Source organism: Amycolatopsis sp. GA6-003 (assembly GCF_046267895.1).
Classification (GTDB): domain Bacteria; phylum Actinomycetota; class Actinomycetes; order Mycobacteriales; family Pseudonocardiaceae; genus Amycolatopsis.
The window spans coordinates 8,031,587-8,058,586 of record NZ_CP176499.1 but is presented as its reverse complement, the minus strand read 5'-3'; the positions used below and the strand labels follow the sequence as shown (position 1 = coordinate 8,058,586).

Here is a 27,000-nt window from a genome sequence, read left to right as displayed (position 1 = left end):
GCATGGGCAGCAGCTTCTGGCGGCTGTTCGGCGCGTACGCGATCAACACCGTGGGCGACGAGTTCTACGCGCTCGCCCTGCCCTTGGTGCTGCTCGCATCCGGCTACCCAGGCGCGTCGGTCACGTTCCTGTTCGGCGTCCTGACCGCATCGACCGTCGCGGCCGGATTCGTGGTCGGCTACCTCGTCGACCGCTATCCGCCTCGCGGCATCCTGACCACCTCGTACCTCGCGTCCGCCGCGATCCTGTCCCTCGGCGTCGGCGCGGTGGCAGCGGGCGCAGACGGCTACGCGGTCGCGTTGGCCGGAGCAGCGGTCCTCGGAGTGTTCGCCGCGCTGTCGGCCGCCGCGGTCGACGCCGGCATCCCCCGCACCGTGGCGCGCGAAGGCCAGGCCGGCCGCGGCTACTCCCTGGTCGAATCCGCGCGCACGGCCGCTCTCATCTTCGGGCCCGCCTGCGCCGGGCTGGTCACCTTGATCTCCAACCTGCTCTGGGTGCTCAGCGCCAACGCGGGCTCGTTCCTGCTCGCCGCCGCGATCTCCCACACGCGCGACACCGCCGCGCGCCGCCGTCGCGCCCCCAGCGAGCCCGTGTTCGCGATGATCCGCGACGGCCTCCGCGCGGTGCTGCGCAACCGCGCCCTGGCCATCGGCATCGGACTCAGCTTGCTCGCCAACATCACTCTCGGAGCCGAGCAACCGCTGTTCCTGACCCGGTTCGTCCGCGACTTCGGAGTCTCCGGCGTGCTGACCTCCGCCGTGGTCATCGCCGCGGGCCTCAGCGCCATCGCCACCTCGCTCGCGCTGACCCACCTGGCACGACGGCTCACCGCCCGCACCGCGATGATCTGGTCGTGTGTCGCCAGCGCACTGGCCGCCGCGGGCATCGGACTGACCACCAACCCGCCGCTGGCCGCTGTCCTGTACTGCGTCCTGTGCGCCTCCACCATCAGCTACAACGTCTACTGGCGCACCTACCGGCAACAGGTCGTCCCTGCGGACCTGCTCGGCCGCGTCTCGGCCACCTGCCGAAGCCTGGCCTACAGCGGCATCGTCCTCGGCACCGCCCTCGTCGGCGCATTCCAGCAAGCCGGCGCCACCACCGGCCTCCTGTTCACCGTCGGCGGCCTCGCGTGCCTGACCGGCATGCTCATCGGAGCATTCCCGTCCCGGGCGCTGTTTTCCGCGAAACGACCCATCCGCGACAACCGCACCGAAAGTCCGCCGGCTCCAGGCGACCAGCGCCCAGAACAACCACGACACCACTGACCCGAGAGGCGATCCTCGACGAGCGCGCTGGCAGTTGCGATCCAGAGACCCCGCCGCTGGACCGTCGTACGCCGTCCCGGCGGCATGATCGACAGAAGTGGAGAGCCGTCATTGCGCGAGACCAGGCGTGCGGGGTGGGCATGCCGATCGTGACCGGTCTGCGGCTGTTGGCTCTGTTCGACTGTGCGCGCGACGCCGGCGAGCATCGCGACGGTGGCGATCCTGGTCACCGGTCCACCGGCTGCGCCGAGCCCGCCGTTTAGACGGGCCTCGGCGAAGCCGCGAGGGGCGCGGTAAGCGGCCGGGTTGCAGGCCGGCTCCGGGGACTCATGCCCAAGTGCTACGCCCGGCGTTCGTGGTCAACAGTGCGCCTGTGCCCCGAGATATGCGGCCACACGCCGGATCCGTGGCCCGTCGGCCTTCGCCACCGCCGCGAGGACTTCCGGGGCCAAGGCAACCGGGCTGCCCAGCCGGTCGACGGAGTCTTTGGCCTGTTGCCGAAACGCCGTCACCAGGAGTTCTGCGTCGATGAAGTACGGAAGCCGCATCCCGCGTTCGACAGCGACTACGCTCCGCATCTCCGCGAATCGTTCGGCGGCCTCGCCCACAGTCATGGTCTCGATCGGCTTCCGGCCAGGGGCGAAGAGTGCGTAAGGGCCGCTCTCGTCGGTGGTGCAGTCGGTCAGCAATCCGGCCAAATGCCGAGAAATTGCCGGTGAGCAGTGAAAGCCGTCCCGATAAGTCCCCGTTGCGAAGAACAGTCCCGGCATGGGCGATCGGCCAATGAGCGGAAACGTGTCTAGCGTGATGGGCCGTAACCCGTAGTGCCAGCGCTTTACGGTCGAGACTGCGAAGTCACGGCTGAACTGTGTGGTGAAGGCGGTCAGCAATGCCTGGACTGCACCGAGCCGTGGCCCGTTGGGCGGGTCGAAGTAGACGAGGTTGCTCGCACCGAGATACTCGACGTCGTTTCCCAGCGGCACCACATGAAACCCGCATCCGCCGACCAGAGCGGGAGTGCGGACGACGTGCGGCAGGGCCGCACGCCGACCGCGGCGGGCTTCCAAAGCGGCTCCCACCCCGTTCAGCATCGGTTGAACCATACCGACGGGCAATTGATCGATTATGCGTCCCGTTGCGGCGCCCGCGGCGAGCACCACGGCGCCGGCGGCGACGGTCCTCCCGGAGGACAGCCGAACGCCAGCGGCCGAGTTGCCGGCGATGGCCAGGGACGCGACATCTCCGGGTATGTGGAGGATGCCGAGTCCGGAGGCGGCGGCTTCGAGTGCCGCCAGCACCTGCCTGGCATCGACTGCTCCTTCGTCCTCCAGATAGAAGGCGTCCACCGGATCGTCACCGGGCGAGGCCTCCAGGAAGTGAATACCGTAGGGATCTACTTCCTCCAACGGCTCGCCGTATTCCGCGGCCGCAGCACGGATTGCCCGCATATTGCGGACCCCGTCCTGCGCAACACGCGCCCCGAGCACGACCAACGTCCCTCTCGTGCTGGTGACCGGAACTGCTGATCCTCCAGCTGCTTCCTTGAGTTGCTCCAGCCAACCCGACCAGAGAGGGGCCGCTTCGCGCGCCAGCGCAAACTTCGCCTGGAAAGCGGGTTTTTCGGACGTGTGCGCCGTGACCTCGGCAAAGCAGTTCAGCATCGCCCCCGCGGCTGCGGAAGCGGAACCAGGACGGGCTGTCGGCCCGACGACCGCGATCCGAAGCGCCGGGTCCCGCAGCGCTGTTGCCACGGCTATCGACAGTCCGAGCACGCCGTTGCCTGCGATGACCACATCGACTGTCACGACCACTCTCCTGTTCTCAGGCAGACATCAAGAAGCGCAAAGGCAGTCGGTCAGAGACCGTCGCTCGGGCAAAGGCAGGCCGCACGAGAGCCCGTTCGGCCTGCCGCTGCCCTCCAGAAGCCACAGTGGCAACGAGCGGTAATCCAACGTCGCCGCCGACCGGGCACCCCCTGTGCTCAGTCGTGCTGTCCGTCGGCTGGCCGCACAGGGACGGCTCGGCCAGCAGCATCGGGCGCGAAGATCACAGGCTGAAGTAGTCGACCTTGAGCCGCGGGATGTAATTAGCGATGTCCGAATAATACTGGATGACCTGATCATGGAACTGGTCGTAGGAATGCTTAAGGTCATGGAGATTATTGACCGCCTGGTGGGCCTTCTCGGCAGGCACGCTGCCCAGGACTTCGAGCGCCTCGTCCAGGAGCCCGGTATGTCCCGCCTCGATGTCGATACGCATGTGGGTGATGAGCGGCTCAGCGCATTCCGCGGGGAACCCCGCGGTGCGGGCGGCGCGGCGCAGGCTTTCGGCCCCTGCTTCGAAATCATCCGCGCGGGCTTCAAAGAGCGTGGTGCAGGCGATGTAGGAGAGAGTGTCCCGACGGGCGATCTCGCACAGGTTGTTGATTAGCGACCAAGTACCGATAACCGGGTGTGCGCCGATGACTTCTTCCTGCGGAATTCCCATCTTCGTCAAGGCTTGCACGAGAAGTCCGGCGTGGTTGTACTCCTCCGTGAAGTACTGGGAGAGAATCGGTATCAGGCGCTCGTCATCGCAGTGCGCGATGGCCGTCGCGATGTGCCGGGGAGCAGATTTCACATAGTGATAGGTCTCCAGAATTATTCCCAGGTAGACTTCGCTGCGCAGTTCTCCGGAGTCGAGACCGGAGAACAGATTGTGGTAGCCGATCTGACGGCCCCACATATCGCAGCTGCTTGCGATCTGCTTGCCAAAGACATCTCCCGGGATGGGGTCCAGCGGAGTGGACCGGTGCAGCAGCCCAAGTTCGTCGAAGGTGTGGACGATCGCCCGCACCGACTCCTCGTCCGCTTCGGCCTTCTCCGCTATCTGCTTGATCGAATGCCTGCCGTCGAGGTAGCGCTTGATGGTGAGAAACTGGTCTCGGGTACCGAATTCCTCGGTGACCTCAAAATACTCCCGGCCTACGATCATCAGCATCGGGGAGTCGCTCGAGGTCCACTTGAACGTGCAGTGTCGTAGCCTCGGATATTCCATCGCTGAACCCTTCTTTCACGTGAAGGCCGGGGGCGCGGCTCCGAGGGCCGCACCCCCGGTTTATTCAATATCAGCCACAGGTGAGGACGGTTGCAGTCTTCGGGCCCTGTTCAGGGGCCGGAACCTTTTTCACGGTGATCTTGACCATCTGAATTCCTCCTGAAACTCGTTGATTACTTTTAGCGGCGGATTACTGCCCGGCGAAGTAATCGCCTACAAAAGGCCGCAATATTTCAGGTGAGCTATGGCGCGAGTTCGTCCGTGCCGTGCCGGGACAAACCCCAACGATTCACTGGTTGCTGGCCGCCGTATTCCACGGTGCATCACGACTCCCTTCTCGCGCGGCGGTCGTTGATCGGCAGGCCGTGGTTTCGTCGAGGCTCCGCTCATTGGCGCCGCGTGCTCGACCGTAGCCAGCAGCGTGGGGACCGGTCCCCGGAACAGCCGCTAACCTTGTCCTCTCGCCCAGCGACCTGCTGCCACCTCACGAAGTTCGTCGCCGTGGCGTATCTCATCCGCTTCTCGGTCGTCCACCCAGACTCGGCCGCGGACGTCCGCGGCGTGCGAACATCGCAGCAGGGTCGGCAATCCAGTTCCGCACCAGCGACATCCCATCGACGCGCGGAGGAGGTGCCCGGTGCCGTGGGCGACGGCGACCGCGCCGAGCAGGAACTGGCGCAACCCGCCACGCAGCAGGGGCGCGACGATGCCGATCCCCTCGGCGGTGTTGCGCAGCCCGAGGCCGGTCGCCAGCAGCACCGCGAGGCTGAGTTCGCCAGTTACGGCGGAGTTGCCAATCGCGAGGCCTTCGGCGAAATTGCACAACCCGATGCCCCGACCGCGATCGTCGGCAGCAACCGCCCGGTCGGTCCGCACGCAGTATGCCCGAATGTTCTGTCGAGTTCCCGCCGGCCGTCATCCTCTTGTCAACGCACTCGCGCGATGAACGTGGAGGTCACGTGCGATCCATACTGCTGCTACGCCTTCGGTCCACCGGGCGATTGGCGCCGATGAGGCACGTTCGCCGCGGTCCGGTTTCGATCTCATCGGCTCGAGAGGGCCGATGCCACACCATCTCTGCCTCGAGGTGATCGCCGCCGTTCCAGCCGTTTCGATCCTCGTCAGTCCCGGAGAGCCGTTACCACCTGACTAGAACCAAGAGCTGCCGTTCGACTCGCTCGAGTCGTTGCGATCCTCATCCGACGCCACCGTGAGCCGCCCCGCAAGACCACGTACGTGTCCGTGTTTCGATTCTCACCGGATCCAGCGGGCCGATGCCACCTGGCCTTCCTGCACCACCTGCAGGAGTCCGCGCAGCTGTTTCGACCCTCTTGGTGAGCCTTCTGACGGCCTTCTCAAGAGCGACCAGCGAGAACACAATGAACCAGATACCGAGCATTCCGGTGAGACTGCAACCGCGTGCCGAGTCGAACGGCGCGCCGGACCCAGACCACATGCCACGACCGCTATTCAGTTCTCCGATCAGCCTACAGAATACTCTGTTCAGCATCCCGCCCCGACTTCGAGCGGAACGACCGCACCGCGCTCGACAGACAAGGAGGTGGTCAGTGAGGTTACGTCTCCGCCGAAGTCACATCATTGAGCTTCGCCAACCCGTCCCGCAGGCCCTTGGCTCTTCTTCGAAACATGTGGTGAACCGCCCGGTTCGGACGCAACTCGATCGCCGCACGTCCGACAGCCGTAACACCTGCGTGCATCAGTCCGATAAGACCTAGCACCAAGACGTAGCGCTGCTACTCCGGCGAGACCTTCTGCTCGCACAATCAGAACGGCAGAGACAGGCGGGAAGTAGCACGTGGGCAAGCAAACTCGGGCACGGAGACGACGCAACACCCAGGACAACGGTCCTGCCCAGCGTGGTACTGCCCCGTTCACAGCTGATTCCGTGCTTGCAGTCGTCGAAGCAGCGGCGGCGTCACCGACCGCGGCACATCGCGGCTTTTCCATTGCGACGATCTTCGACTCCGTCGTTCGCCATCGTCCACAGGGCGCGCGCCATGCAATGGCGGAAGACCTCCCGCCGATCCTCGACCAGCTTCCCGATATGCCCGGGCACGAAGACTTCGCTCCCTATGACGCGCGAGAGGAAGTGCTCGTCCGCTGGGGCGGTGAGTTGTTCCGAGTGCTGCCGGGTTCGCTCGAGCGCCCTACCGCCCGGTTGAACCAGCAGGCACTGCTCGCTGCTGCCATCGACCCGGTGCTGGTGCCCCGAATCGGATTCGGGCTCGCCGACGTCGGCGAGCTGATCCTTCGCCGCATTGACGACTGTGCAGGCACCCTCACGCAGAGCTGGCCAGCCAGACCGCCAGCCTCGGTCGGCGACCCGGCTTCGGTTTCCGAAGCCGAAGTTGAGGCCGCGAGGACGCTACCTTCGTTCACCGACCTCCCTGCACGGTGCGCGAGCCCCGATCGAGCTACCGCGGCAGCAACCCACTTTACGGTGAACGTTCGCGATCTTGCTCGCCCATCCGCATTCGCACAATCCACGTTCGGCACCGCGATCGCGACCCGTCACCGCGGCCGTGTGCATCCGATCCCCGCCGCTTACCTGGCAGAGGCCCTCCCAGTAATCGGCTCTGAACTCGCCGGTCAGGCCGCGGCAGCAGATACCGCCGCAGAGAGAGCATTCTTCCACCTGATTCAGACCCGAGTCGCACGACGGTTCAGGGGCTCAGGCCAGGTGATCACCGGTCCGCTACAAGCTGGCACCGACCGTCAACTGCACTCGCTGGTCATCCACAATGGACGTCTGGTCGTAGCGCTGAATGTTGTCGCATCGCTCACCCCGCAAGGGTTCGCAGCCCAGCTGAGCGCAGGAGACAAATCCCTGCGACGTGTGGTTCCTGGCCTCCGTTTCACAACCCCCACCGGGTCGCACAGCCTTCCGGCAAACGCACAGATCGTCCGCGCCAACGTGATCGCGTGGCCGCACCCCCAATACTTCCACGACATCAGCTCTCCTCTGCTGACATTGGAAGATTTGGAGTGGATCCTCTACACAGCACGACAATCGCCTGTGGACCTGTGGTACTTCTTACGCGACCTCGTTGAGCCCGCCGGGATCGAGAGCATGTTCGCCTGGGACATGATCGACCGCTGGGAAGTCTGGCGACACGAGAAAAGCTTCTACCGCGGTGGCAGGCCGCTCAGCCATCTGATGTTCGCACCGCACGAAGCAGCAGCTGAGTGGCAGGAAACCGCGAAAAACGCACGACTCGAGCGGGCACTCCTCCACCTCGGATTTCCACCGCTTCGTGATTGGCCCATTGTGGTTCCCGACCACCGCAACGGCGCGGAGGTGGGAGATCTCACGTCGGACGAGGTGTGGCAAGTGCTACCCCAGCCGATACCCGCAGCAGTTGCCAAAACCGATCTATCCGGACCACGCGAGCGACGTTCGGAGCTTTGGCGATTCGCGGTCTCCGTCGCATGGAAGCTAGACCACTGCGCCGACGCATTCCAGGCCGCTGCTGCCGCCTCCGAGATGGTCTCGCTGCAAATCGACTTTGCGTTTCAGGAGCGCACCGACGGCCCGCCGCTGACGGCCGGGCAAGCCGATCAAGGCGCGCTCACGCTCCGCTGGGACTCCCGGCTGCAGACTGCACTCACCGAGGACTCATTCGCAGTGGAACAGCTCGCGGGCGAACTCGTCGCCGAAGCGTTCTTCCCCGCGGCACGCAGCGCGTTCGTCCAAGCATGGCAAGCCGCCCCTCCGGGCATCCGCGTCGACGGTTTCCAGCTCAATCAGAAAGTACAGCGGCTTCCAGCCCCGATCACAGGCCACGAATCGATTCGGGCAGATGTCCTCCGCCGCCTCGGCGAATTTCTTGCCGCCGAACAATTCGCACCAGGCCTGCTGGCCGACGCCGCCGCCACCCGGTTCGAAAGCAGAACGGTGTTCCCGTGGCTGATGACCAGGTTCCACGAAGCGATCGCCGGCCTGTCTGCAGATGCTCTCCTCGGGTATGCCCTCGGTCAGCTGGAACGGGTTCACCACCAGCGGTTCATGCTCGACAAGCGGATTGGCTGGGAGCGGGGGTTTCCAACTGGCGACGAGATCGACCGATCCGATGAAATCGGTGAAGTGGTCCAGCAGATGCGCGTGATCTCGCTCATCGTCGAAGAAGTGCTCGCACACCCGCCGGCGGGTGATGAGCCGGTTGACGACGTGGCTTGGATCGAGGTGGTTTCCGTCGCGGAACTCTGCCTCGACTCCTGCGTCCGTAGCGCCGCGATCCACAACCAGTTGACCCGCACTGCAGCCAAAATCACCGACTACTACGAAGTCCAAACAGTAACTTCCGATGAGCCGACCGACCTCGACTTCGCGCGATACCAGCATCTGCGGACACAGCATCTCCTTCCGGCCCCCATCCCGATCGCGATCGGCCAGGCTAACGCGCACGCTGACAACGACGAGCCTCCGGCACCTATCGCAGATCGGGTTCCGGAACTCAAACCCATCGACGAGGCACTGCGCTCAGCTCTGGATTTCGGGATCGATGCGGTCCTCGGCGTCCTTGAGGTGGCGACACAATGGCACGCCAGCGTCGATGCCCCTGCGGCGCTGGTTGCCCCTGCCGAGGTGATCGACGAGTGCGTTCAGCTCATCACACAGGCAACGCGCCCTGAATTCACTGCAGCGCTAGAATGGCTGACGCTCCACGGACATGACCTCGCTGCCGATGTCATCCCGCACTGGGAAACGGAACGGCGCCCGAAGCGAGTCTTAACCAGCCCGTTCATCGCATCGGGTGACAAGGTCTGGGTCCTGCCCTGGACTGCGGGTGCGTCACGCAAAGTCGTCTTGAATTACTTGGAAGACGGGCGGCTCCCTCGACCGCACGCTGCGCTGCCAGACGCAGTCAACGACGTGTTGAACACCTTCCGGCAAGAGCAGAACCGTGGCGCGGAGAAGGAATGCAGGGCTGCGCTGGAAGCGACCGGCCTGATCGTCCGGTCAAGCGTGAAACCCGAGAAGAAGAACTTCTACGGCATCAGCAAGCTTACCGGCGAGATCGACACACTCTGCATTGATCCTGGCAAGTCCCGGATTTGGGTGGTCGAAGTCAAGGATTCCTACACGCCGTACTCCGCGCATCAGGTCCGCCAGCTCTTCGACCGCTTTGCCAAGCCTGGCAAGTACGTGGACCGGCTCCTTGCGAAGGTCGCCGATATCGAGTATTCCTGCGAAACCCTGGCAGCAGCGCTAGGCATCCACGATCCTAGGCGGGAGTGGACGGTCCTCGGGCTGATGGTCACCCGCCACCTCGAGCCAGCCGCTCTGGCCACCGACGCGAAGACCCCCTACTGTCTCCTCTCGGATGTAGCGACAGTGGTGACCCACTCCGACATTCCGAAGCCCGGCTTCTGCGGACCGTCCGCCGAGTTCGACATCGAATCCCCAGAAGCCGGAAATGCATGAGCATCTCGCCTGCTTGCCTGCGAGAATTTGGGGGGCACAGACCCCCCTTAACCGTTTTCGCGAAAATTGCCGACCGGTCGACAGCGGTATACGCATACATATTCTTGACAATTTCCACTGCTGCAATCAATAATCTATTCAATTGGAAGCGGAATAGTGTTTATTAAATAATCAATAATTTTCCTGACATCTTCCGCGGAAGCTCGTTTAAGCCCCCTGAACGCCCTTATTTCAACCTGCATGACGCGACGCCGCGCAAGACATGCAGTGGACCACTTTGCGTCACCATCGTTATTTGAATTAAACCTCGCCGGAACCACGTCGCAGATAACACCTCCGCCGGGGGCGTCTAATCGTGCACACAAGAAGGCAACCGATGCATCGGTCAGGTAATCCTCAAACAAAGCCGTAGAGGCACTCTCCGACCGCGCATCCCACACTTCCGCAAGCTTTAGCCTTGCATAAATATCTGGGTCGATGACTCGAATATCCAGGTTAATACCAGCCCTGCCGCTTATCACACCGATTTGATCAGCAAAGAATTTCTTCACCTTGAGTAAAGTTAAATTCGCAAAACTTCCGAAGTTGATAACCGCACCACTTCCGATCTTCATGCCAGAGCGCCAAGGGACCATCCGACCCCACCCCACTTGGGTCAGAAACCCCAAACAGGGATCTCCTCACTTAGATCGATACTGTCTGCCCGACCGTGCCTGATCAGTTCATCCAGTCGATTATTCCCTTGAATGACGACCAAGTTTCCCTCCTTATTCCTGTTCACCTTAATAAGTTCATCTTAATTTCTGGGGTTTCGCGATATTCTCAACAGCGCCTCATTGTCCACCAAAAGGAACAGCACTGCCGGGGCGCGGAAGCTCTTTTTCGCTAAATTCAAGTTACCGGTGTCAGCCAATTCACTCAATTCTCCCAGCGATTTGCTCTGCCCCCGAATACCCGCGCCGCAGATCCCGAGAGCGCCAATGAGCAGCCCAGCCTCCATTGCATCGTTGACGGCACCGTTAAGGTACACCTCCGTGTGACAATCGTCGACATGGTCCAAGCAATAAAATGCCGCGAGCTCTTTAGCTCCGTCGACATCGTCCGAATGTTCCTGAATATGAATCCATGCCATCCGGCATCCAGTGAGACCAAAGCATGCACGCTCGCCGTTGACCCCGGTTTCCGCCTTCCAGAAATAGTCGCCAGTATACATCGGCTGTGCATAGTCGGACCAGCGCCTCGTCAATGCGTCAGAGTCTCGGGTCCGAAGCGAGTGGTTGTCGATCCACGCTTTCGGTGCGCCTTTTCCGACGCCGGCCGCACCTTGACACACCTTTTTGCTCCAGTTCCTCACGTGTGTAGTGGCCATTGATGTCGTTCCCGCCCGGGGCCATCGGGTCGATGCCGCAGTCGCGGGGCGCCGATGCAGCGGCCGACGTCGTTGTATTCGTTCAGCCCGGTGGGGTCGCTCTTGAAGATCGGGCTGTTGCTGGAGTAGCTGTACCCGTTGATCTGCTGCCGGTTAGCCGGGTCGAATACCGGGTCCAGCGACAGGAAGCGACCGGCCGCAGAGTCGTACGCTCGAGCGCCGAGCTGGGTGAGCCCCGTCGAACTGTCTTCAGTACCGCCGACGAAGCCGCGTTCGCCGGGGAGATCAACAGCCTGGCCCCGCGGAGTCCCGAACGGGTCTTGCCGACGTTGAGTGACGCTCAGGTCCGTCGAATTGACCGCGATCTGGTTTGCCCCCTGATGATCGCTGGCCAGCCAGGTCAGTTTGCCGGCCGTCCGGACTGCGACGGTTCCCCCGCTGTGGCTGTAGTAGCGCGTGGTCGTCGCCGTCTGCCCAGCCGGGTCGGCGTGGATCTCCTGGCCGCCCAGGCAGAACGTGGTACCGGACGGGTCATGCCGAAGGAGCCTGCTGCCTCCGGCGTAGTAAACGAAGCTGGTTTTCGCCGAGCCTTGCCGCAATATGCTCGCGATACCGCGTCCGCTTGAGCCGCCGAACGGATCAAGCGTTGTGCCGGTTGGTCTAGACCGGATGATCAAGTTGTTCCCGACGCACCGCGGGGACTGGCCACACAGGACGATCCACCGGCCAACGCTGTCCGAACGACGCATCAGAATGACCGCAGGCCTCAGGAAGTACCGGCCCCGGAGGAACCACCGCCCATCGCCTTGACACTGAGCCGGGGCACAGGTCCGCTTCATCCCTCGCTGTCGCAGCGAGTTTCGCGCTCGGCGCGGCCAACCACGCCCGGAGAGGCCAAGCACTGTTCAAGCGGCGGTGGTTCCGCCTTCTCCCAGCTCATGTCCGGGTTGGCGAGCCGTTCCCGCGCGACCGTCGCCAGGGTCACCATCGGGGCCGAGATGGCCGATCACCCCAACCTGCCCTGCTTTGCCGCAAACAGCATCGAGGCTACCGACCTCGGCCCCATCGCGTCCCGCCTCCCGACATGCTTTGTCCCGTCCCGACGTCTAGCGACCCGGGATAAAGGTGAAAAAGCACAGTGACCACCGACAACAACTGCGCATTCCTCTGCCATCGTACAGAACAACCCTTCCATGCCGCATTACGGCGGCTCCGCCTGCTCTGCTTAGCCGAGTGCAATAGCCCGATTGTCAGCTCGCAGCTCAATAGTGCTCAGCAACTTTCACGCATGATTAATCGGGCCGCACTCCGTTCTTGACGCCCATCGCTCACCACCGGTAGAAAGGGGTTGCTCATTCACATATGAGAGGATCTGGGCAGATTAAATTCGCACTACGGTTGCGTTTTGCCGCCCGATCCTGGAGGGGTGTGATTTCTGTGCATGCAAACCGACGAAGACTCAGACGAACACTCATCGCGGTGAGCGCGCTCGCGGGAACCGTCGCGCTCGGCGCGAACCACGCGGCTGCTGCGCACGCAGCGCCGCCGACGGAATCGAAGCTCCGGGTGGAGATCGTCGGCCTCGACGGGAAACCGCTGGGACCTGGACCGGCGTATCCCGCGACAGCAGAAGGCGCTCTCGCCGCCGCGGCGGCGAAGGGCAACGAACCGTCGCCCGAGCAGGCCACGCCGGAGTTTCAGAAGGCCGTCTCCGAATTGGCAGACCGCCCGGCCGGCAAGCCGATGCTGGCCCAGGAACTTCCTGAGTATTTTCTGAACCTGTGCAAGAACGATCCTCGTGCGGAATCCGCTACCGGACACGTGTTTCACCGCCTATTCTGGTGTCAGCGTTTCGGGCTGAAAGCACGCGCGTATCGAGGCACCACGCTCAGCGGCGAAGTAACCTTGAAATGGATCGCAGCCGCGGTCGGAAACTACAAAATCCGCACGAACACCTTCTGGCTGCAGCCGACATTCGCCGGCGACAACTGGGGCGACTACGGCAACGCCCTCACCACGCAGCTGACGGTCGGCCCCGTCTGCGCTGCCACCGGCGATCCGGGCTGCAGCACCAACTACGGCCCGCTCACGCTTCCGTTGGAAGACTGGCAGCGCCACGTTCGCATCGGGCAGTGGACCAGCTGGAACATCGACTCGGACGAGACCAAGAGCTCCGCGCCCGACAAGGTTTCCAACCACAAGTGGCACATCACCACCGGCGTGCACACGCCGGAACCGGGCAACGAGTGGAGCGCCGACAGCCCCGACAACGGGATGCGATGCGACTCCGCGCTCTATTTCCGTGACGATCCCCGGGCATGCACCAGTTCTGACGTGATCCCGTGGCTCCCCGTGCTGTCCGGCTTCCTGACCGAGTACGCCGCGCACATCCGTCAGGCACTGGACGCGCCGGACACGACCTTCCCGCCGGAGCCGCACCCGAAGCTGATCCCGGGCAAGTACTTCTACGGCGACTCGACCAAACCCGGCCTGCACCGGATCCCCGAATCCGAGAGCGGGGCGAACCGGGCCGAGGCGAGGAAAGCCTGCGTCAAGATCCCCACGCACGGTCCGGACCAAGAGTGCGACGAGTACCCGTTCGCGTCGACGATGGAGGGCGCGGCAAGCATACCGTGGGACTTCTCCGTGAAGTACATCGACGGGTGGCAGAACCGGTGGGGAGGCAACGATCTGCAAGACTTCTACCGCTCCAGCAGGATCCTGTACAAACTGCAGGACACGTTCTATGTCAACATCATCGGCTGATTGAAGGGTCGGATGGCCACGCTGCTGCGCCGCTTCGCCGGCGAGTTCGAGCTGGACTACTCCACACTGTTCATCGAAGACGACGCGGTGGATCGCACTATCTGGCCGCCTAGCGCGGGCGGATGGTTGCGCGCCACCGAGCAGCAGGTGAGCCTGAGCAGTGTTTCCGGGATGTTCCTCATCCCGGAAACACTGCTCGAGTACTGGGACGGCGAACCGCCGCCCGCCGCCGGCTGGACCACCAGCAGTGAGGCGCTGACCTGGTTCTCAACGGGCAAGCTCTGCCTCTGGCGCACCATCCGGGAGCACCCGCTCGCCCGATTCGATCTCGGCGGGCCAGGACTTTACCGAGTCCGCGCCCACACCGGCGACCGCGACCGCATCCAGCAGGCCGTGGAAGCCGAGAGACATCGCATCGCGGCAGGCTCGGCGACGGGATCCCTGCGCGGTGTGGAGCGATTCCTCGTCCAGTTCTGGCCCGCACCGCCGTCCGACACCCGCGACCAGATCGACGCCCCCGAACGTCAATATCCGGAAAACGCCGAGTACCAGCAGTTCGCCGACGCCGTCCACGACCTCGCTGCCCGCGACCCTCGCGACGCCCTCGAACGCACCGAACGAACCATCCGCGACACCGAACAGAGCTGACCAAGAGGCACACCTGCCGGAGGGCCAAACCACTCGACTACAAGGGGGACCTCCGTCCACAGGTCGAACCAGACATCGCCCTCGCCGACTGGCCCAACCCACCTGAACCCGTTCAACAAGGCATCGAGACAGAAGCGAGCGAACAGGCGACTAGGGCTAGGCAAACTCCCAGGTCTACAGGATTGCCCACGCAAGCGGGGGTGGTCCCGAGGTACAGACGCATGACAGCGTCCAAATGCGCGATTTCGTCCGTGGCCAGCACATCGGTCTTTTCGACCAGGCAGCAATACCGAGCGGCCGAACTTCGCGTGCTCGGCGACCAGACAGGCGGGCACGACGCGGGCATCGCGGCTCGTTTCACCGCGGGGTCCCGGCACGTCGTGCGCAATGACGTGTCGCTCACCGCATGCCGCTGCCGTGGTTGGCCCACACTCGACTCAGAATTCCTCAATGGCAGCGGCCGCCTGTTCCTCGCTCACCCGAACGACTTTGCGATAGGCATCGCCCAGAGGTCCGCTAAATTCGTTGACCCACGCTGCACACTCCGACGTGACAAGGAAGATCAGCGCAGATAGTGCGTGCGTACGCCCGTATGCTTGGCCTCGTCACTCACCGAGCACCTCTGGCTCTCGCTCGTAGCCCAGTGGGCGACGGTAAGTGCCCTAAAACGGCATCAAAGGCCCCCGACCGTGCAACACTTCGCTGAGGTCAGTTAGCACCGCCCGGTGTCGGGACCCCAGTGGGCAACTGCGTCGCGATGTGCTCCACAGCCGATCGAACCAGTCGGCGGTCTTCCCGCCAGGCTCCTGCTTGACTTCGACGTTGTGCTCGAGATTCGACGCCCAGCGCTCGATTTGAGTCCGGACCAGCACCGCGGCACCGATAGGTTGCAGAGCTAGCAGGAACCGCGCGGTCCACGAAACACTGTCCGCACCCCACGCGAGATGATCAGCCCAACTAGGCCCTATGTGCGACGGTGCCCTTCCGGGAAACGCACCGGGCCCGCTCGGCCACAAGACCGAACCACAAACTGCTCAGCGTGCGGTCTTGGCCACCGCAATCGTGCTCCCCTCCCCCTCCCCCGGCACCGGTGCAGGCCCGAACCAATCCAGGCACACCACCATCGCGTCGTCCTCCGCTTGCGCGTTGTTTCGGCGGGTGGCAAGTTCTCTCAGCACCATTCCCGGCACGTGCGCCGCCGGCAGGTCTGCGGTTTTCACGACTGCCTCGGCCAGTTCGCGGTCTCCATAAAGTTCGCCGAGGAGACCAGCCGCGTTGTAGACGCCGTCGCTGACGAATACGAAACGGTCCCCGTCGAGGGCCTGGAAACCGTGGATGGCGTAGACGGTGTCCTCGAACATGCCCAGCGGCAACTGTTCCTCGAAATGGATCCGTTCGGCTTTGCCGTCGCGCAGCAGCCACAAGCGCGGCGATCCGGCGTCTACGACGTCGACCATGCCGGTGGCGAGGTCGAACTCCAGCAGCAGCGCGGCCACGTGCCCGTTGCCGCGGTAGTGGCCGTAGACCGCCTGGTCGGCCAGTTCGGCCTGGGCGTCCAGTTCGACACCGGCGCGGCGGGCGTTGCGCAGTGCGTTGACCGCGAGGTTGGTCAGCAGGGCCGCTTCGCTGCCTTCGCCCATGCCGTTGATCAGGGTGACCGCGAGTTTCTGCGCCGAGGCGGACCAGTCGAAGCAGTCGCCGTAGATCGCGTAGGCGGGTTCCAGCTGGCCGCCGAGGGCGAATTCCGCGCGGGTGCAGGCTCGGCCGGGCAGGAGCTGCCACTGCATTTCGGCCGCGAGCGTCAACCGGGACGAGCGGCGGGCCTGGATGTAGAGGTCGGTGTCGCGGTCGGCGACGAACAGTTCGTGGGCCAGCGCCTCGGCGAATCGTTCGAATTCGGCCCAGACCTGCGGTTCCGGTTCCTCGGGCAGGGTCACGGCCAGGATTCCCAGCCGGTCGCCGCGGACGCTCACCGGCAGGTACCCGGTCACGCCGGCGCTGTCGTGGTCGAACGTGGCGGCCTGTGCGACAAACGCCGTCCCGGCGGTGGTGCCCTCGACCGGAATCGGATCGGTCGTGTAGGGCAGGGTTTTCACCTGGCACAATTCGGTGAGCGCGTAGTCGGCCATCCAGATTTCGACTGCTTTCGCGCCGAAATGCTCGGCCAGCGCGGAGCGCAGCGCGGCGGGCAGGTCGTGGGGCGGCACGCCGCGCAGCAATCGCTCGACCGCCAGGGATCTGTCCAACGCCGCCTCCTGCTCACGCCGCCGGGCGCCGGAGGTGGCACGCGGTCAGTCTGCCCGAGTCTGCTCCGCTCCGGCGTGCCGGTCTATGGCGATTCGCGTGAGCTGTTCTGCCAGTTCAGCATATGGCTGCCACAGTGGAGACCGTGAATCGGTCCCGCGAACAGCCCGGCGACGGGACAGCTGGCGAGTCCGAACTCCCCGATCTGCTCGAAGCGGTCGTCGAGCGGATGCGGGAAGTGCCGCCGCGGCCGCTGTCGAACGCCCAGCTGCGCGCGGTCGTCGCCCTCGACCGCCACGACGGGCTGAATCTCCGGACGCTGGCCGAACTGCTCGGGTCGACGCCTCCGCTCACCAGCCGCTTGTGCGACCGGCTCGAGGCCGTCGGGTTCCTCGAACGGCTGCCGAGCGCCCGCGACCACCGCGAGCTGACCCTGCGGCTGAGCGAGCGCGGCCGCGGATATCTGCGGGAGCTGCGGGCCCGCCGCCGGGAGAGCGTGCGCTCGGTGCTGGCGGAGATGACGCCCGCCGGACGCGCCGCACTGGCGCGCGGGCTGCGGGAATACCAGGAAATCGCCACCGCCCGGGAACGAGGCGACGGGCCGCGGTGAGCCCGCGGTGTTGCACCGCTACCCTCAACTGTTGTTATATGACAACAATGGGTCGGCGTTTCGCAGCGCACTCCCTCGACGGCAGGAGGATACGGTGCCGGGCACGGACAAGGGCGACGTCCGGGGGCTGCTGACGCGGACTCTGGACGAGGACCACGCCGCCCTGGTGAACGACTGGGTCCGGCAGCAGCTGGAGGTCCCCGGCGCGCCGCACGGCGAAAGCGAGCTGCGCCGCGAAGCCGCGGAACTGCTCGAGACGCTGCGCACCGCACTGGGCACCGAGCTGCCGGCGAGCCTGATCGCGGAGCGCGACCCGGGCGTGCGCGACGCGCTGACGTCGCTGTCGCAGCGGCGGGCGCGGGCGGGCGCGGCGCCGTCGGCCACCGCGATGGCGATCCTGGCGCTGAAGCGGACGCTCCTGGACGCGATCGAGCGGCACAGCGGGGATCCGGCGGCGCTTTACCAGTCTGCCCTGCTGGTCAGCGAGCTGCTCGACAGCGCGAGCGTGCTGTCGTTCGCCGTTTACGTCTCCGGACGCGAGCAGATCATCCGCGACCAGCACAACCAGATGCTCGAGCTGTCGACCCCGGTCGTGCGGCTGTGGCGGCACATCCTCGCGGTCCCCCTGATCGGCACGCTGGACAGCGCTCGGACCCAGGTCGTGATGAACAGCCTCCTGGAGGCGATCCAAACGCACGAGGCCCGCGTCGCGATCATCGACATCACCGGAGTGCCCACAGTGGACACCGCGGTCGCGCAGCATCTGCTGCAGACCGTGTCCGCGGTGCGGCTCATGGGCGCCGACTGCGTCATCAGCGGGATCCGGCCCCCGATCGCGCGGACCATCACGCAGCTGGGCATCGACCTGTCGCACATCGTCACCCGCGGGTCGCTCGCCGACGCGCTGGCCAGCGCGATGCAGCTGCTGGGCGAGCGCCCCCGCGCCGGCGCGGTGCGCGGGTGAACCCGGGAGTGCCGATCCTGCGGCTGGGCGACGTCCTGCTCAGCGGGCTGCTCGACGACCTCGACGACGCCACCGCGCTGGCGTTCACCGACGAACTCGCCGACCGGATCGCCGACGAGGGGATCCGCGGCGTCGTCATCGACATCTCCCGGCTGGAGCTGATCGATTCCTTCGTGGCGCGGGTCCTGATGCAGCTGGCCGACACCGGGCGGCTGCTCGGCACGCGGATGGTCGTCGCGGGCATGCGCCCCGCCGTCGCGATCACCTTGTCCGAGCTGGGATTGCAGCTCACCGGCGTCCAGACCGCGCTCAACGCCGAGCAGGCGATGGAGCTGCTGGGCTGGCGCCGTCCCGCCGAGGCCGCCGAAGAGGCGCCTCATGCTCCCTGACGGACTCGCCGGCCCCGGCCACGACTCCCCGCCCGGCGAGCATCTCGTGCGGGCCGAGGAAGACCTGCTCGCCGCCCGGCACGCGGTGCGCGCCAGCGCGGTCGCGGCGGGCTTCTCGATCGTGGACCAGACCAAGATCGTCACCGCGGCCAGCGAACTGGTCCGCAACGCCTACATCCACGGCGGAGGCGGCACGCTGACGATCGAGGTCGTGCGCGGCGACACCGGCCGGATCGGGCTGCGCCTGCGGGTGCGCGACGAGGGACCGGGCATCGCCGACGTCGCGCGGGCGATGACCGACGGGTTCAGCACCGGCGCCGGGCTCGGCCACGGGCTGGGCGGCACCCGGCGGCTGGCCGACGAATTCCGTCTCGACACCGAGCCGGGCAAGGGCACCACGGTCACGATCGTGCGCTGGAAACCGTGAACGCCGTCGCGGCGCCCCCGCCCTCCCGGCACGTGCGCGTCGACCACGCCAGCGCGGTGTACGCCGCCACCCGCGCGACCCGCGAAACCGGCCGGGCCGCCGGGCTGCCCGACGTGCTCACCGAACGCGCGGCCGTGGTCACCTCGGAACTGGCCAGCAATCTCAACAAGCACGCGGTCAACGGGTCGGTCGTGGTGCAGCGGTCGGCGATCGGGCACGGCGTCGACGTACTGGCCGCCGACGACGGGCCCGGGATGGCCGACGTCGGGCACTGGCTGCTCGACGGGAACTCGACCACCGCCACCCTCGGCACCGGTCTCGGCGCGGTCAGCCGGATGGCCACCGTGTTCCGGATCCGCTCGGTGCCCGGCGGAGGGACCGTCGCCGGAGCCCGGCTCCTCGCGCCGGGCACGCCCGCCGGCCGGGCCGCCGCGATCGGGCACTTCTGCCTGCCCCGCGACGGGGAAGAGCAGTGCGGGGACGCGGTGGCGGTCGCGGAGGCGCACGAGGGCTGGACCGCCGTCGTCGTCGACGGGCTCGGCCACGGCCCGGACGCCGCCGAAGCCGCCGATCTCGCGATCCACGTCTTCGGCCAGAATCCGGACCGGCCGCTGCCGCAGCAGCTCGCGACCATGCACCGGGCGCTGCGGGCCACGCGCGGCGCCGCGGTCGCACTCGCCCGGATCACCCCGCGCCGGCTCGATTTCTGCGGAGTCGGCAACGTCAGCGGCACCACGATCAGCCACACCCGCGCACCCGGGCTGCTGCTGAGCGTCCCAGGCATCGTCGGGTTCAGCCTGCCTGCCATTCAGGTCCGCCAGACGCTGCTCTCCGACGGAGACCTCGTCCTGCTGCAGACCGACGGCGTCGGCCACGGCTGGCGCACCCCGCCGGACCACGCGCTTCCCTTGACCGCCAACGCGTTGCTGCTGGCGGCCGAACTCGCCCACCGCCACCGCAATCCGCGCGACGACGCCGCGATGATCGCCCTGCACCCCCATTGGCTCGCCTGATGCACCCCGACCTCGTCCAGTTCCGCCAGCTCCTGCGCGCCGCCTGTGCCGCCGCGGGCGTCCCCGCCGACGATCGCGCGCGCCTGGTCCTGTCCGCGACCCTGCTCGCCGAAGCGGCCCTGAGCTCCGGCGAACACGTCGGCATCGAGACCGCCTCGGCCGACCGCCGGCTCGCCGTCACCCTCCGCCTGCCGGGCCCGGTGGAACAGGCCCGGCGCAACACTCTCCCGCTGCTGCCCGACGCCGGCGACGACGCCGCCCCGACCTGGTATCTCGCGGCCGGGCAAGACCGCGCTCCCGCTCCGGCCGACGACGCCGCGGCGACCCGCGAGGAGATGCTCGCGCTGATCGCCCGCGCCGACGGACTCGCCCAGCAGCAACGGGAACTCAAGCACGAACTCGCGGAGACCAACAGCGGCGTGCTGGCGATGTACGTCGAACTCGAGGAGCGCGACGAACAACTGCGCAAGGCGCACGCGTTCATCTTCCGCGAACTCGAAGACGCGCTGCGGCCCCCGCCGCCGGACGCGCCCGGGCTCGAACTCGCCGTCCACTACTCGCCGACCGACCCGGACTCCCCCACCGGCGGAGACCTCTACGACTGGTTCGTCCTGCCCGACGGCTGCCTGCACGTGACGCTCGTCGACGCGGTGGGACACGGCGTCACCTCCACCCGGCACGCGCTCACCGTCACCCACGCCGTCCGGACCCTGGCCCTGCAGGGACATCCGTTCCGCGACCTCATCGCCCGTACGGCGGAAACGCTGGCGCGGATCGAACCGGGCCTGGCGGCCACCGTGCTGCTGGCCCGCATCGACCCCGCGACCGGCCGGACGACGCTGGCAAACGGCAGCCACCCGCCGCCGGTCCAGGTGACCCCGGCAGGCGCCGCGGAGCTGCTGCATCCCCCGGTCGTCGGCCGCGGCGTCGGATTCCCCGACCCCGGCAGTCCCGAACTCACCCACCGCACCCTCGCGCCCGGCGACACCCTGCTGCTGTATACCGACGGTCTCATCGAAAGCCGCCGCGACCTCGACGAAGGCTTCGACCGGCTGCTCGACCACGCGTCCGCGCACGCCCGCCAGCCGATCGACACGCTCCCCAGCGCCCTCGTGGCCCGCATGCACGACGTCGTCCTGCACACCGATGACACCGTCTTGCTCGCGGTGCGGCTGACTGAGCGCCTGGACGGTTGCCGCGCCGGCGAAAGCTGATTGACCTGCCGCCTCTGTGGCGCAGGGTAGTTCCGGACCTCTTCAGCCGTCAGACCTGTTTCGCCGCCGACGTTCCGTTTCCCCCGGGCAGTTCGGCGGCGGCGGCCGCGTCGAACGCACGCAACCCGGTCACGAGGGCGTCCCGCTCGTCCTCGCTCAATCCGGCGAGAACGGCGTGCAGACTCGCCCGGCGCCGGGCCCGCAGGTCCTGCAAGTAAGCCCGTCCGGCGTCGCTGAGCCGGAGCGTCAGTTCCCGCCGGTTGCGGGCATTCGGCAACCGCACCAGAAACCCGACAGCTTCCAGCCGGTCGCACAGGCGGCTCGCCAACGGCGGGGTCGAACCCAGCAGTTCGGCCAGAGTCCGCAGGTTCAGCCCGTCGTAGCGGTCCAGCGCGACCACCGCGCGCACCTGCGACAACGACAGCGGCCTCGGCGACGCGTCCCGCGCCCGCTCGAAGAAGATCTCAAGCAGTTCAGCAGCGTCCGCCACCGCAGCCGCGGCCTGTTTGGCAGCCCTGGTTCCGCTGGTCCGGTTCGCTGTGTTCACTGTGGCATCCCTGGTCTCGCCGTTGCCGCGGAGTTTACCGGCGGTCTCCGCGGCTGCGGCTCGCGCCGAGCCGTCATTGTCTCAGGACAAATGTTGTCGAAGGGCAACTATCTGTGCGCAACTGCTGGTTGATCCGGCCGCGCAGGTCCGCGTACTGCTGGTTGCCCAGCGGACGCGCCTCGTCCAGGATCGCCTCCGCGCGACGGCGTTGGCCCGGAGTCAGCGTGGACGCGTTGCCGACCTCTTTCCTCAGCGCCCCGAAGTCCGTGCCCAGCCGAGCCAGGCACTTTGGCGTTCGCGAGCTTTTCGTACTCGCCGAGCAGGCGCGGGCTCGACACGGCGAGTTCGCGCGCCTGCGGGAACTCAGTTCCCTGGCGGCGGTGAACCATTTGCCGAGCGTGTACGCGGTCGCGCCGATCGCCCGCGCGGCTCTCGCGGCCCGGCCGCTGGTGCGCACCCGAACCCGGCTGAAATCCCAGTGCAGTTCGGCTTCTGCGCGAGCCTGGATCGCCCGGTCCAGCGGACGTCCTGGTTCGTGCAACACCTCCGGCACGGTGCCGGGCACGGAAACCCGGGCCAGTTCGGGAGCGGGACGGGCGTGCTCCATGTCCCGCACGGCACCGCTCGGGCGTCACCTCGGTGTCACCGGACTACGCCAGCGCCAGTGTCGACGGGGAGGGTGTGGCCGGATACCCAGAGCGGAACACGGTCAGTGTTCGCCAACCCGCCGGTCCGTTTCGGGCAGCAGCTCACTCGCCCGCTTTTTTCCATGCTTCGAACATGGCGTCGCCTTCGACGTCAATCGCATGCCGCAGGAGCGTCATTCCATTGCATTCCGGAGAGCGGGGAGATCGCTCATCTCGACCCCCACATCATCCTATCTGCCGCGCAGCTGTCTACCGTCCGGCGAGTTCGGCCACGACCGGAGCCAGCGGGCCGGCCACCCCGGCTCCGAACACGAAGTACGAGAAGCCCATTTCCTCCCGCCGTCGCTGGATCTCCTCGGCCGCGGCCGCCGGATCGCTCGGGAGGTACGCCACCGAGTCCGCGGCCCGGACCGCGGCCGGGTCCGTGTCGGGGCCGGCCATGAACGCAGCGGCGGCGTCGCCGATCACGGGAACGTGCAACGCCAGTTCGACACCGCGCCGATTGTCGAACTGCTGTACCCGCTGCATCGTCTGAGCCCGGGACTCGATCTGCGGCATCACGAAGGTCACCGTGTCGGCGAGTTCCTCGGCGACGGCTTGCGCCTTCGGCCCGCCCGCGGCCACCACGACCGGAGTATGCGAGTCCGGGCCGTCGAGCTCCCGCAAGGCCGCGATCACCTCCCGCACCTGCTCCGACCGCTGGCCCGCGGGCGGGGTCGGCAGGCCGAGGTCGCGCAGCTGGCCGGCGATCCCCGGCCGGCCGGTCCCGATGCCCATCTCGAAGCGGCCCTCGGTGAGCACGGACAAGGAGTGCGCCTCCCACGCGGTGCTCCACGCCGGCCGGACGGGAGACGCGTACACCCAGGTGCCCACGCGCAGGTCAGTGACCGTCGCCGCGACAGCGAGCGCCGGGCCCGGCGCCGGCTGCCACTGCGGCACGTCGGGCATCAGGATCGTCGAATAGCCCGTGTCCGCCAGGCCGCGGAGCTGATCGCGCCAGGTCGGCAAGTCGGAGGTGAGCGGAGCAACCACTCCGAATCGCAGCGGCTTGGTTTCGCGGTCGGTCGTGCCAGCCATGGTGACGCCCTCTCCTCGTGGCCCGGCCCACCGCCGAACCCTCACCTCTTCCACGAACGGGCCACGGCGGTTTCGACACACCCCGGCAAACAAACTGGTCGCCCCTCGGCCGCCGAGGGTTACGGATCAGCGGTCCAGTTCCTGGAGCAGGGCACGTGCGTCCAGATCGCCCCATTCCGCGCCTCGCTCCAGCACGGCCCGGGCCTCCGCGACGCGGCCGAGTTCGGCCAGCAACTCGCCCAGCCCCAGACTCCAGCCGGGCTCGTCGGCTTCGAACGCGAGCCAGAACTGCCGTTCCGCCGCGACGACGTCCTTCTTGTCGTCCCAGAGGAACCACGCATACGCTTGATGCGCTTTCCTCGCGCCGGCCGCGATCCCCTGCCGGAACAAGTCGTCCGCCTTGTCGAGCTGACCGGCTCGTGCGTAGGCGACAGCCAGCGCTGGATAGACCGACGGCCGTTCGGGGTCCGCGTATCGCTCCCCGGTTTCGATCGCCGCAGGCAGGTCCGACAAGTCGTCGGCATACGCCGCGACAAGATTCCCCGGGGCCAGCACATCGCCGTGGTCGCACGCCCGCCGGAGAACCTCGACCGCCTCGCGATACCGCTCCTGGTCGCGAAGAAAGACACCGTAATCGTTGAGCGCGGAGAGGTCTCCCGCTTCGATCGCGGCCCGATACGCCCGGTCGGCGGTCTTTGCCTGGCCGAGGTCAGCCGCTAGCGAAGCCAACAGGCTCCAGAGGTCCGTCCTGCCTCGTTTGACCGCCTTTTTGACCAATCGGACCGCTGCCGCCGGATCCGGAGAGCCCAGCAACGCGTAAGCGAGTTCCCGGAGAGCTTCCGGCTCGTCAAGCTCGACAGCCTGCTTCAACAGGGCGATGGCTTCATCGCTTCGCCCTTCGTACCGAAGGTCGATCGCCCGTTCGGTGAGCGAATTCTGCTGCGAGCCCAACGTCTGCTCCTTCGTCGACAGCGCTCCCCACTCTACGGCGGGGTGTGCGGACTCGGCCGCCCGCACAACCCGTTTCGGAGGCGGCAATCAGCGCCGAGCGCATTTCCGCGCCATTCATTCCCGCCCGCCGAAGCGACGTTTTCGTTACCAATTTGTGCGCACCGACACAAATCGTCCTGGCGGCCGCTCGCGCCCGCGGACGTGTCTTACGCTCCTTTCCGCTGATCAAGAATCAAGGAGGACACGGGTGCGTTCCCGGATTAAGGCCGCATGCCGCGGAGGCGTCGTCGGTCTCGTCGTCGCGATTGTCGCGATGCTCGTGGCGATGCCCGGCCCCGCCCAGGCGGCCGGGCTCTGCGACCGGCATCCGGAGCTGGCGGTGTGCAAGGCCGCGGACCGGGCCAAAGCGGCGCTCGTGGTGGGCAAGGCGGTCGCCCGCACCCAGTTGGGCGCGTTGGTGCTCGGGCACCTGCGCCAGGGCATCGGCGAGGTCGCGGGCCGCGCGCTCGAGGAAGCCGCCCGGTCCCTGGACGAGGTCGGCAAGGCGATCGACGCCGGGGACGTGTCGCGGGCGAATCAAGCACTCGATCAGTTCCGCGAGGACGCGCTGCAGCCGTTGCGCGACACCGTCGTCGCCACGTCGGTCGTCGTGAAGTCGCTGCCCGAACTGGCCGCGATCGCCAAGACCGCTATCGCGCAGTTCAACGCGCTCCCGGATCTGGACATCCACATCGACGTCGCCGCGCTGGAAGCCAACAACCGCGGGCTCGCAGCCACCGCGGCCGGCATCGCCCAGGCCGCGGCCCAGCTGGACGCGAGCGCCGCCCAGATCCGCACCGCCATGGCACAGGCCGACCGCGATTTCGCCGGAGCACGGCGCGATCTGGCCGCGGCGAACGCGATCCTCGCCGAGGCGAACCGCACCCTGGACAAATTCACGGCCACGCCGTGGATGCCGGTGGGCGGGTTGTCGCTGAAGGGCATCACCTTCGATTTCGACGAGGCGTTCGGCCACCCGACCCGCTCGGGCTCGCTCAACCCGGACGTCAAGGCGGTCCTCTCGGCGGTGACGGACGTCCTTCCCGGGATCGGCAGCGTCAAGAGCGCGGTCGAGGCGATCGCCGGGAAGGACGCGTTCACCCAGCAGGAACTCGACGGTTTCGAACGCGCCCTCTACGGCATGGCCGCCATCCCGGTCGGCGGCGGCGCGCTCAAGAAACTCCTCGCCGTCGAGCGGGCGGCCAAGGTCTCCCGCGGGATCGAACTCGCGGCGAAGAACGGCTCCAAAGGCTGGCGCGAGTCCTTCGACGCACTGCCCCTCGGCAAGAACAGCGGCGTGAAAACCGTGTCGAGCGCCACTGAATTGCGGACCCTGTTCGACCATTGGACCGCGGGTGCGCAGAAGCTTCCGCCGCGGGGAGACAAGATTCCCGATGTGTTCGCGCTTCCAGACGGCACTACCATCCAATGGCGCCTGACCTCCAAATCGAGCGGCGAAACAATCGACATCGTCACGGCGGACGGCAAACGGCTGAAGGTGCATCTCGATGGATGAGCGGCAGGAAATCGAACGGGTCGCGGCCCCGACGCTCGACGAGGGGCTCGACGACTGGGTCCCGGTCGATTCGCTGATCTGGAACGCCTCCCAGGTCGTCCCCAAAGACAGCGACCGCTTCGCCGGGTTCTTCGCCGCCGTTCTCGGCTATCTGCTTCGCGAAGGGCTGATGGTCGTCGGAGAGATCGGTGACACGGGGTTCGAGCCGTGGGCCGCCTCGTCCGTGGAGGACACCGTCGAGCGCGTTGTCCGCGACTGCCAGGCGGTCGGCTGGTCTCCCAGGCTGGGGTTGTGCTGGCTGTCGAACACCGAGGAGGGAAACCGCCGGGCCCGGACCCCGGCGCGAGGCTGACCGCGGCGGAGCTGGGCCAGGGTGTGGCCTGCGCGGCGGCGTCCGGGTTTTCCTCGTCGGTGCCCAGCGTGGTGACGCTGGCGGCCACGGCGCGCATCGCGTCGAGGATGGAATCGAACACGTCAAAAGCGGCACCGGATTGTGCACCGCCGCGACGACTGCACCGTGCAGGGCGAGGTCGGCGACGGTGCGCCGGGTCGCGGCCAGACCGCCTGCCTCGGCTTCCAGTGCGACGCGGGACCTCGTACACGTCGATCACCTGGGCCATGCGCGGCTTGCGGTCCAAATCGGGTCGACCAGCGACGTTCGGCGTACCGCCCGGACTGTCATGGCGTGCCCTCTTCCCGTCGGACCTCCGGCGCGCGGCGCGGCCCGGGTGCCCCGCCGCTGCGGATCACCACCCCGAACACCACGAGCACCGCGCCGAGCGTGAACCGCAGGCCTTCGGTGTCGGCCAGACAGCCGGACAGCGGCGAA

At 66.6% G+C, this 27,000-nt stretch carries 23 protein-coding genes; 12 read left to right on the top strand and 11 right to left on the bottom strand.

What is annotated here, in order from left to right; all coding sequences use genetic code 11:
- Positions 1-2 precede the first annotated feature (2 nt).
- Positions 3-1,268 carry an MFS transporter gene (locus tag F9C12_RS36310; RefSeq protein ID WP_409463467.1) on the top strand — a complete coding sequence of 422 codons (1,266 nt, stop codon included), beginning with the start codon at positions 3-5 and terminating at the stop codon, positions 1,266-1,268.
- A gap of 359 nt (positions 1,269-1,627) precedes the next feature.
- Here F9C12_RS36310 and F9C12_RS36305 read toward each other — a convergent pair whose 3' ends face one another.
- The 3 genes from F9C12_RS36305 to F9C12_RS36295 form a co-directional block, all read right to left on the bottom strand.
- The gene (locus F9C12_RS36305; protein ID WP_409463466.1) at positions 1,628-3,073 is read right to left on the bottom strand and encodes an NAD(P)/FAD-dependent oxidoreductase; all 1,446 of its coding nucleotides are present in this window, start codon (positions 3,071-3,073) and stop codon (positions 1,628-1,630) included.
- A gap of 241 nt (positions 3,074-3,314) precedes the next feature.
- Complete coding sequence (locus F9C12_RS36300) at positions 3,315-4,247, bottom strand: iron-containing redox enzyme family protein (RefSeq protein WP_409463465.1); 933 nt, start codon at positions 4,245-4,247, stop codon at positions 3,315-3,317.
- A 504-nt stretch (positions 4,248-4,751) separates the two neighbouring features.
- Positions 4,752-5,180, bottom strand: a complete 429-nt coding sequence (locus F9C12_RS36295) for a hypothetical protein (protein WP_409463464.1) — start codon at positions 5,178-5,180, stop codon at positions 4,752-4,754.
- Positions 5,181-6,210: 1,030 nt separating this feature from the next.
- Between F9C12_RS36295 and F9C12_RS36290 the strand changes: the two genes are divergently transcribed.
- Positions 6,211-9,750, top strand: coding sequence for a hypothetical protein (locus F9C12_RS36290; protein ID WP_409463463.1), 3,540 nt, complete (start codon positions 6,211-6,213; stop codon positions 9,748-9,750).
- A 134-nt stretch (positions 9,751-9,884) separates the two neighbouring features.
- Here the strand turns inward: F9C12_RS36290 and F9C12_RS36285 are convergent, their stop codons facing one another.
- From F9C12_RS36285 to F9C12_RS36275, 3 genes are all read right to left on the bottom strand, one after another.
- Positions 9,885-10,364, bottom strand: coding sequence for a hypothetical protein (locus F9C12_RS36285; RefSeq protein WP_409463462.1), 480 nt, complete (start codon positions 10,362-10,364; stop codon positions 9,885-9,887).
- Between the two features lie 182 nt (positions 10,365-10,546).
- The gene (locus tag F9C12_RS36280; protein WP_409463461.1) at positions 10,547-10,963 is read right to left on the bottom strand and encodes a hypothetical protein; all 417 of its coding nucleotides are present in this window, start codon (positions 10,961-10,963) and stop codon (positions 10,547-10,549) included.
- 137 nt (positions 10,964-11,100) lie between these two features.
- Positions 11,101-11,796, bottom strand: a complete 696-nt coding sequence (locus F9C12_RS36275; protein ID WP_409463460.1) for an RHS repeat-associated core domain-containing protein — start codon at positions 11,794-11,796, stop codon at positions 11,101-11,103.
- Between the two features lie 802 nt (positions 11,797-12,598).
- Between F9C12_RS36275 and F9C12_RS36270 the strand changes: the two genes are divergently transcribed.
- A complete protein-coding gene (locus tag F9C12_RS36270; RefSeq protein WP_409463459.1) occupies positions 12,599-13,885 on the top strand; it encodes a hypothetical protein in 1,287 nt (428 codons plus the stop codon).
- 12 nt (positions 13,886-13,897) lie between these two features.
- Positions 13,898-14,533, top strand: a complete 636-nt coding sequence (locus F9C12_RS36265; protein WP_409463458.1) for a hypothetical protein — start codon at positions 13,898-13,900, stop codon at positions 14,531-14,533.
- Positions 14,534-15,567: 1,034 nt separating this feature from the next.
- Here the strand turns inward: F9C12_RS36265 and F9C12_RS36260 are convergent.
- Entirely contained in the window at positions 15,568-16,779 is a 1,212-nt protein-coding gene (locus tag F9C12_RS36260; protein ID WP_409463457.1) for a PP2C family protein-serine/threonine phosphatase, read from the bottom strand.
- Between the two features lie 134 nt (positions 16,780-16,913).
- On the opposite strand from F9C12_RS36260, the gene F9C12_RS36255 reads away from it, so the two are divergent.
- The 6 genes from F9C12_RS36255 (at position 16,914) to F9C12_RS36230 (ending at position 21,394) form a co-directional block, all read left to right on the top strand.
- The gene (locus tag F9C12_RS36255) at positions 16,914-17,387 is read left to right on the top strand and encodes a MarR family winged helix-turn-helix transcriptional regulator (RefSeq protein ID WP_409463456.1); all 474 of its coding nucleotides are present in this window, start codon (positions 16,914-16,916) and stop codon (positions 17,385-17,387) included.
- A 94-nt stretch (positions 17,388-17,481) separates the two neighbouring features.
- A complete protein-coding gene (locus F9C12_RS36250; RefSeq protein ID WP_409463455.1) occupies positions 17,482-18,351 on the top strand; it encodes an STAS domain-containing protein in 870 nt (289 codons plus the stop codon).
- Positions 18,348-18,740: an STAS domain-containing protein gene (locus F9C12_RS36245; RefSeq protein WP_409463454.1), complete on the top strand. Its 393-nt coding sequence runs from the start codon at positions 18,348-18,350 to the stop codon at positions 18,738-18,740. Before F9C12_RS36250 ends, F9C12_RS36245 begins: the two co-directional genes overlap by 4 nt.
- On the top strand, positions 18,730-19,167 hold the full coding sequence (locus F9C12_RS36240) for an anti-sigma regulatory factor (RefSeq protein ID WP_409463453.1): 438 nt from the start codon (positions 18,730-18,732) through the stop codon (positions 19,165-19,167). The genes F9C12_RS36245 and F9C12_RS36240 overlap by 11 nt, the downstream gene beginning before the upstream one ends.
- On the top strand, positions 19,164-20,180 hold the full coding sequence (locus F9C12_RS36235; protein WP_409463452.1) for an ATP-binding protein: 1,017 nt from the start codon (positions 19,164-19,166) through the stop codon (positions 20,178-20,180). Before F9C12_RS36240 ends, F9C12_RS36235 begins: the two co-directional genes overlap by 4 nt.
- A complete protein-coding gene (locus F9C12_RS36230) occupies positions 20,180-21,394 on the top strand; it encodes a PP2C family protein-serine/threonine phosphatase (RefSeq protein WP_409463451.1) in 1,215 nt (404 codons plus the stop codon). Before F9C12_RS36235 ends, F9C12_RS36230 begins: the two co-directional genes overlap by 1 nt.
- Positions 21,395-21,443: 49 nt before the next feature.
- Here the strand turns inward: F9C12_RS36230 and F9C12_RS36225 are convergent, their stop codons facing one another.
- From F9C12_RS36225 to F9C12_RS36210, 4 genes are all read right to left on the bottom strand, one after another.
- Positions 21,444-21,941 carry a MarR family transcriptional regulator gene (locus F9C12_RS36225; protein ID WP_409463450.1) on the bottom strand — a complete coding sequence of 166 codons (498 nt, stop codon included), beginning with the start codon at positions 21,939-21,941 and terminating at the stop codon, positions 21,444-21,446.
- Between the two features lie 73 nt (positions 21,942-22,014).
- Positions 22,015-22,548 (bottom strand): DUF4157 domain-containing protein, encoded by a 534-nt coding sequence (locus F9C12_RS36220; protein WP_409463449.1) that lies wholly within the window; start codon positions 22,546-22,548, stop codon positions 22,015-22,017.
- Positions 22,549-22,837: 289 nt separating this feature from the next.
- Positions 22,838-23,665, bottom strand: coding sequence for an LLM class flavin-dependent oxidoreductase (locus tag F9C12_RS36215; RefSeq protein ID WP_409463448.1), 828 nt, complete (start codon positions 23,663-23,665; stop codon positions 22,838-22,840).
- 126 nt (positions 23,666-23,791) lie between these two features.
- A complete protein-coding gene (locus F9C12_RS36210; protein WP_409463447.1) occupies positions 23,792-24,616 on the bottom strand; it encodes a tetratricopeptide repeat protein in 825 nt (274 codons plus the stop codon).
- Between the two features lie 247 nt (positions 24,617-24,863).
- On the opposite strand from F9C12_RS36210, the gene F9C12_RS36205 reads away from it, so the two are divergent.
- Positions 24,864-26,171 carry a pre-toxin TG domain-containing protein gene (locus F9C12_RS36205; protein ID WP_409463446.1) on the top strand — a complete coding sequence of 436 codons (1,308 nt, stop codon included), beginning with the start codon at positions 24,864-24,866 and terminating at the stop codon, positions 26,169-26,171.
- Positions 26,164-26,523, top strand: coding sequence for a hypothetical protein (locus F9C12_RS36200; protein ID WP_409463445.1), 360 nt, complete (start codon positions 26,164-26,166; stop codon positions 26,521-26,523). The genes F9C12_RS36205 and F9C12_RS36200 overlap by 8 nt, the downstream gene beginning before the upstream one ends.
- Positions 26,524-27,000: the final 477 nt, after the last annotated feature.

What these genes read in the sequence shown, in the direction of transcription:
- F9C12_RS36310 (WP_409463467.1), top strand. Translation starts at nt 3, where the DNA reads ATGGGCAGCAGCTTCTGGCGGCTGTTCGGCGCGTACGCGATCAACACC.
- F9C12_RS36300 (WP_409463465.1), bottom strand. Translation starts at nt 4,247, where the DNA reads ATGCTGATGATCGTAGGCCGGGAGTATTTTGAGGTCACCGAGGAATTC.
- F9C12_RS36285 (WP_409463462.1), bottom strand. Translation starts at nt 10,364, where the DNA reads ATGAAGATCGGAAGTGGTGCGGTTATCAACTTCGGAAGTTTTGCGAAT.
- F9C12_RS36280 (WP_409463461.1), bottom strand. Translation starts at nt 10,963, where the DNA reads ATGTATACTGGCGACTATTTCTGGAAGGCGGAAACCGGGGTCAACGGC.
- F9C12_RS36265 (WP_409463458.1), top strand. Translation starts at nt 13,898, where the DNA reads ATGGCCACGCTGCTGCGCCGCTTCGCCGGCGAGTTCGAGCTGGACTAC.
- F9C12_RS36240 (WP_409463453.1), top strand. Translation starts at nt 18,730, where the DNA reads ATGCTCCCTGACGGACTCGCCGGCCCCGGCCACGACTCCCCGCCCGGC.
- F9C12_RS36230 (WP_409463451.1), top strand. Translation starts at nt 20,180, where the DNA reads ATGCACCCCGACCTCGTCCAGTTCCGCCAGCTCCTGCGCGCCGCCTGT.
- F9C12_RS36220 (WP_409463449.1), bottom strand. Translation starts at nt 22,548, where the DNA reads ATGGAGCACGCCCGTCCCGCTCCCGAACTGGCCCGGGTTTCCGTGCCC.
- F9C12_RS36215 (WP_409463448.1), bottom strand. Translation starts at nt 23,665, where the DNA reads ATGGCTGGCACGACCGACCGCGAAACCAAGCCGCTGCGATTCGGAGTG.
- F9C12_RS36200 (WP_409463445.1), top strand. Translation starts at nt 26,164, where the DNA reads ATGGATGAGCGGCAGGAAATCGAACGGGTCGCGGCCCCGACGCTCGAC.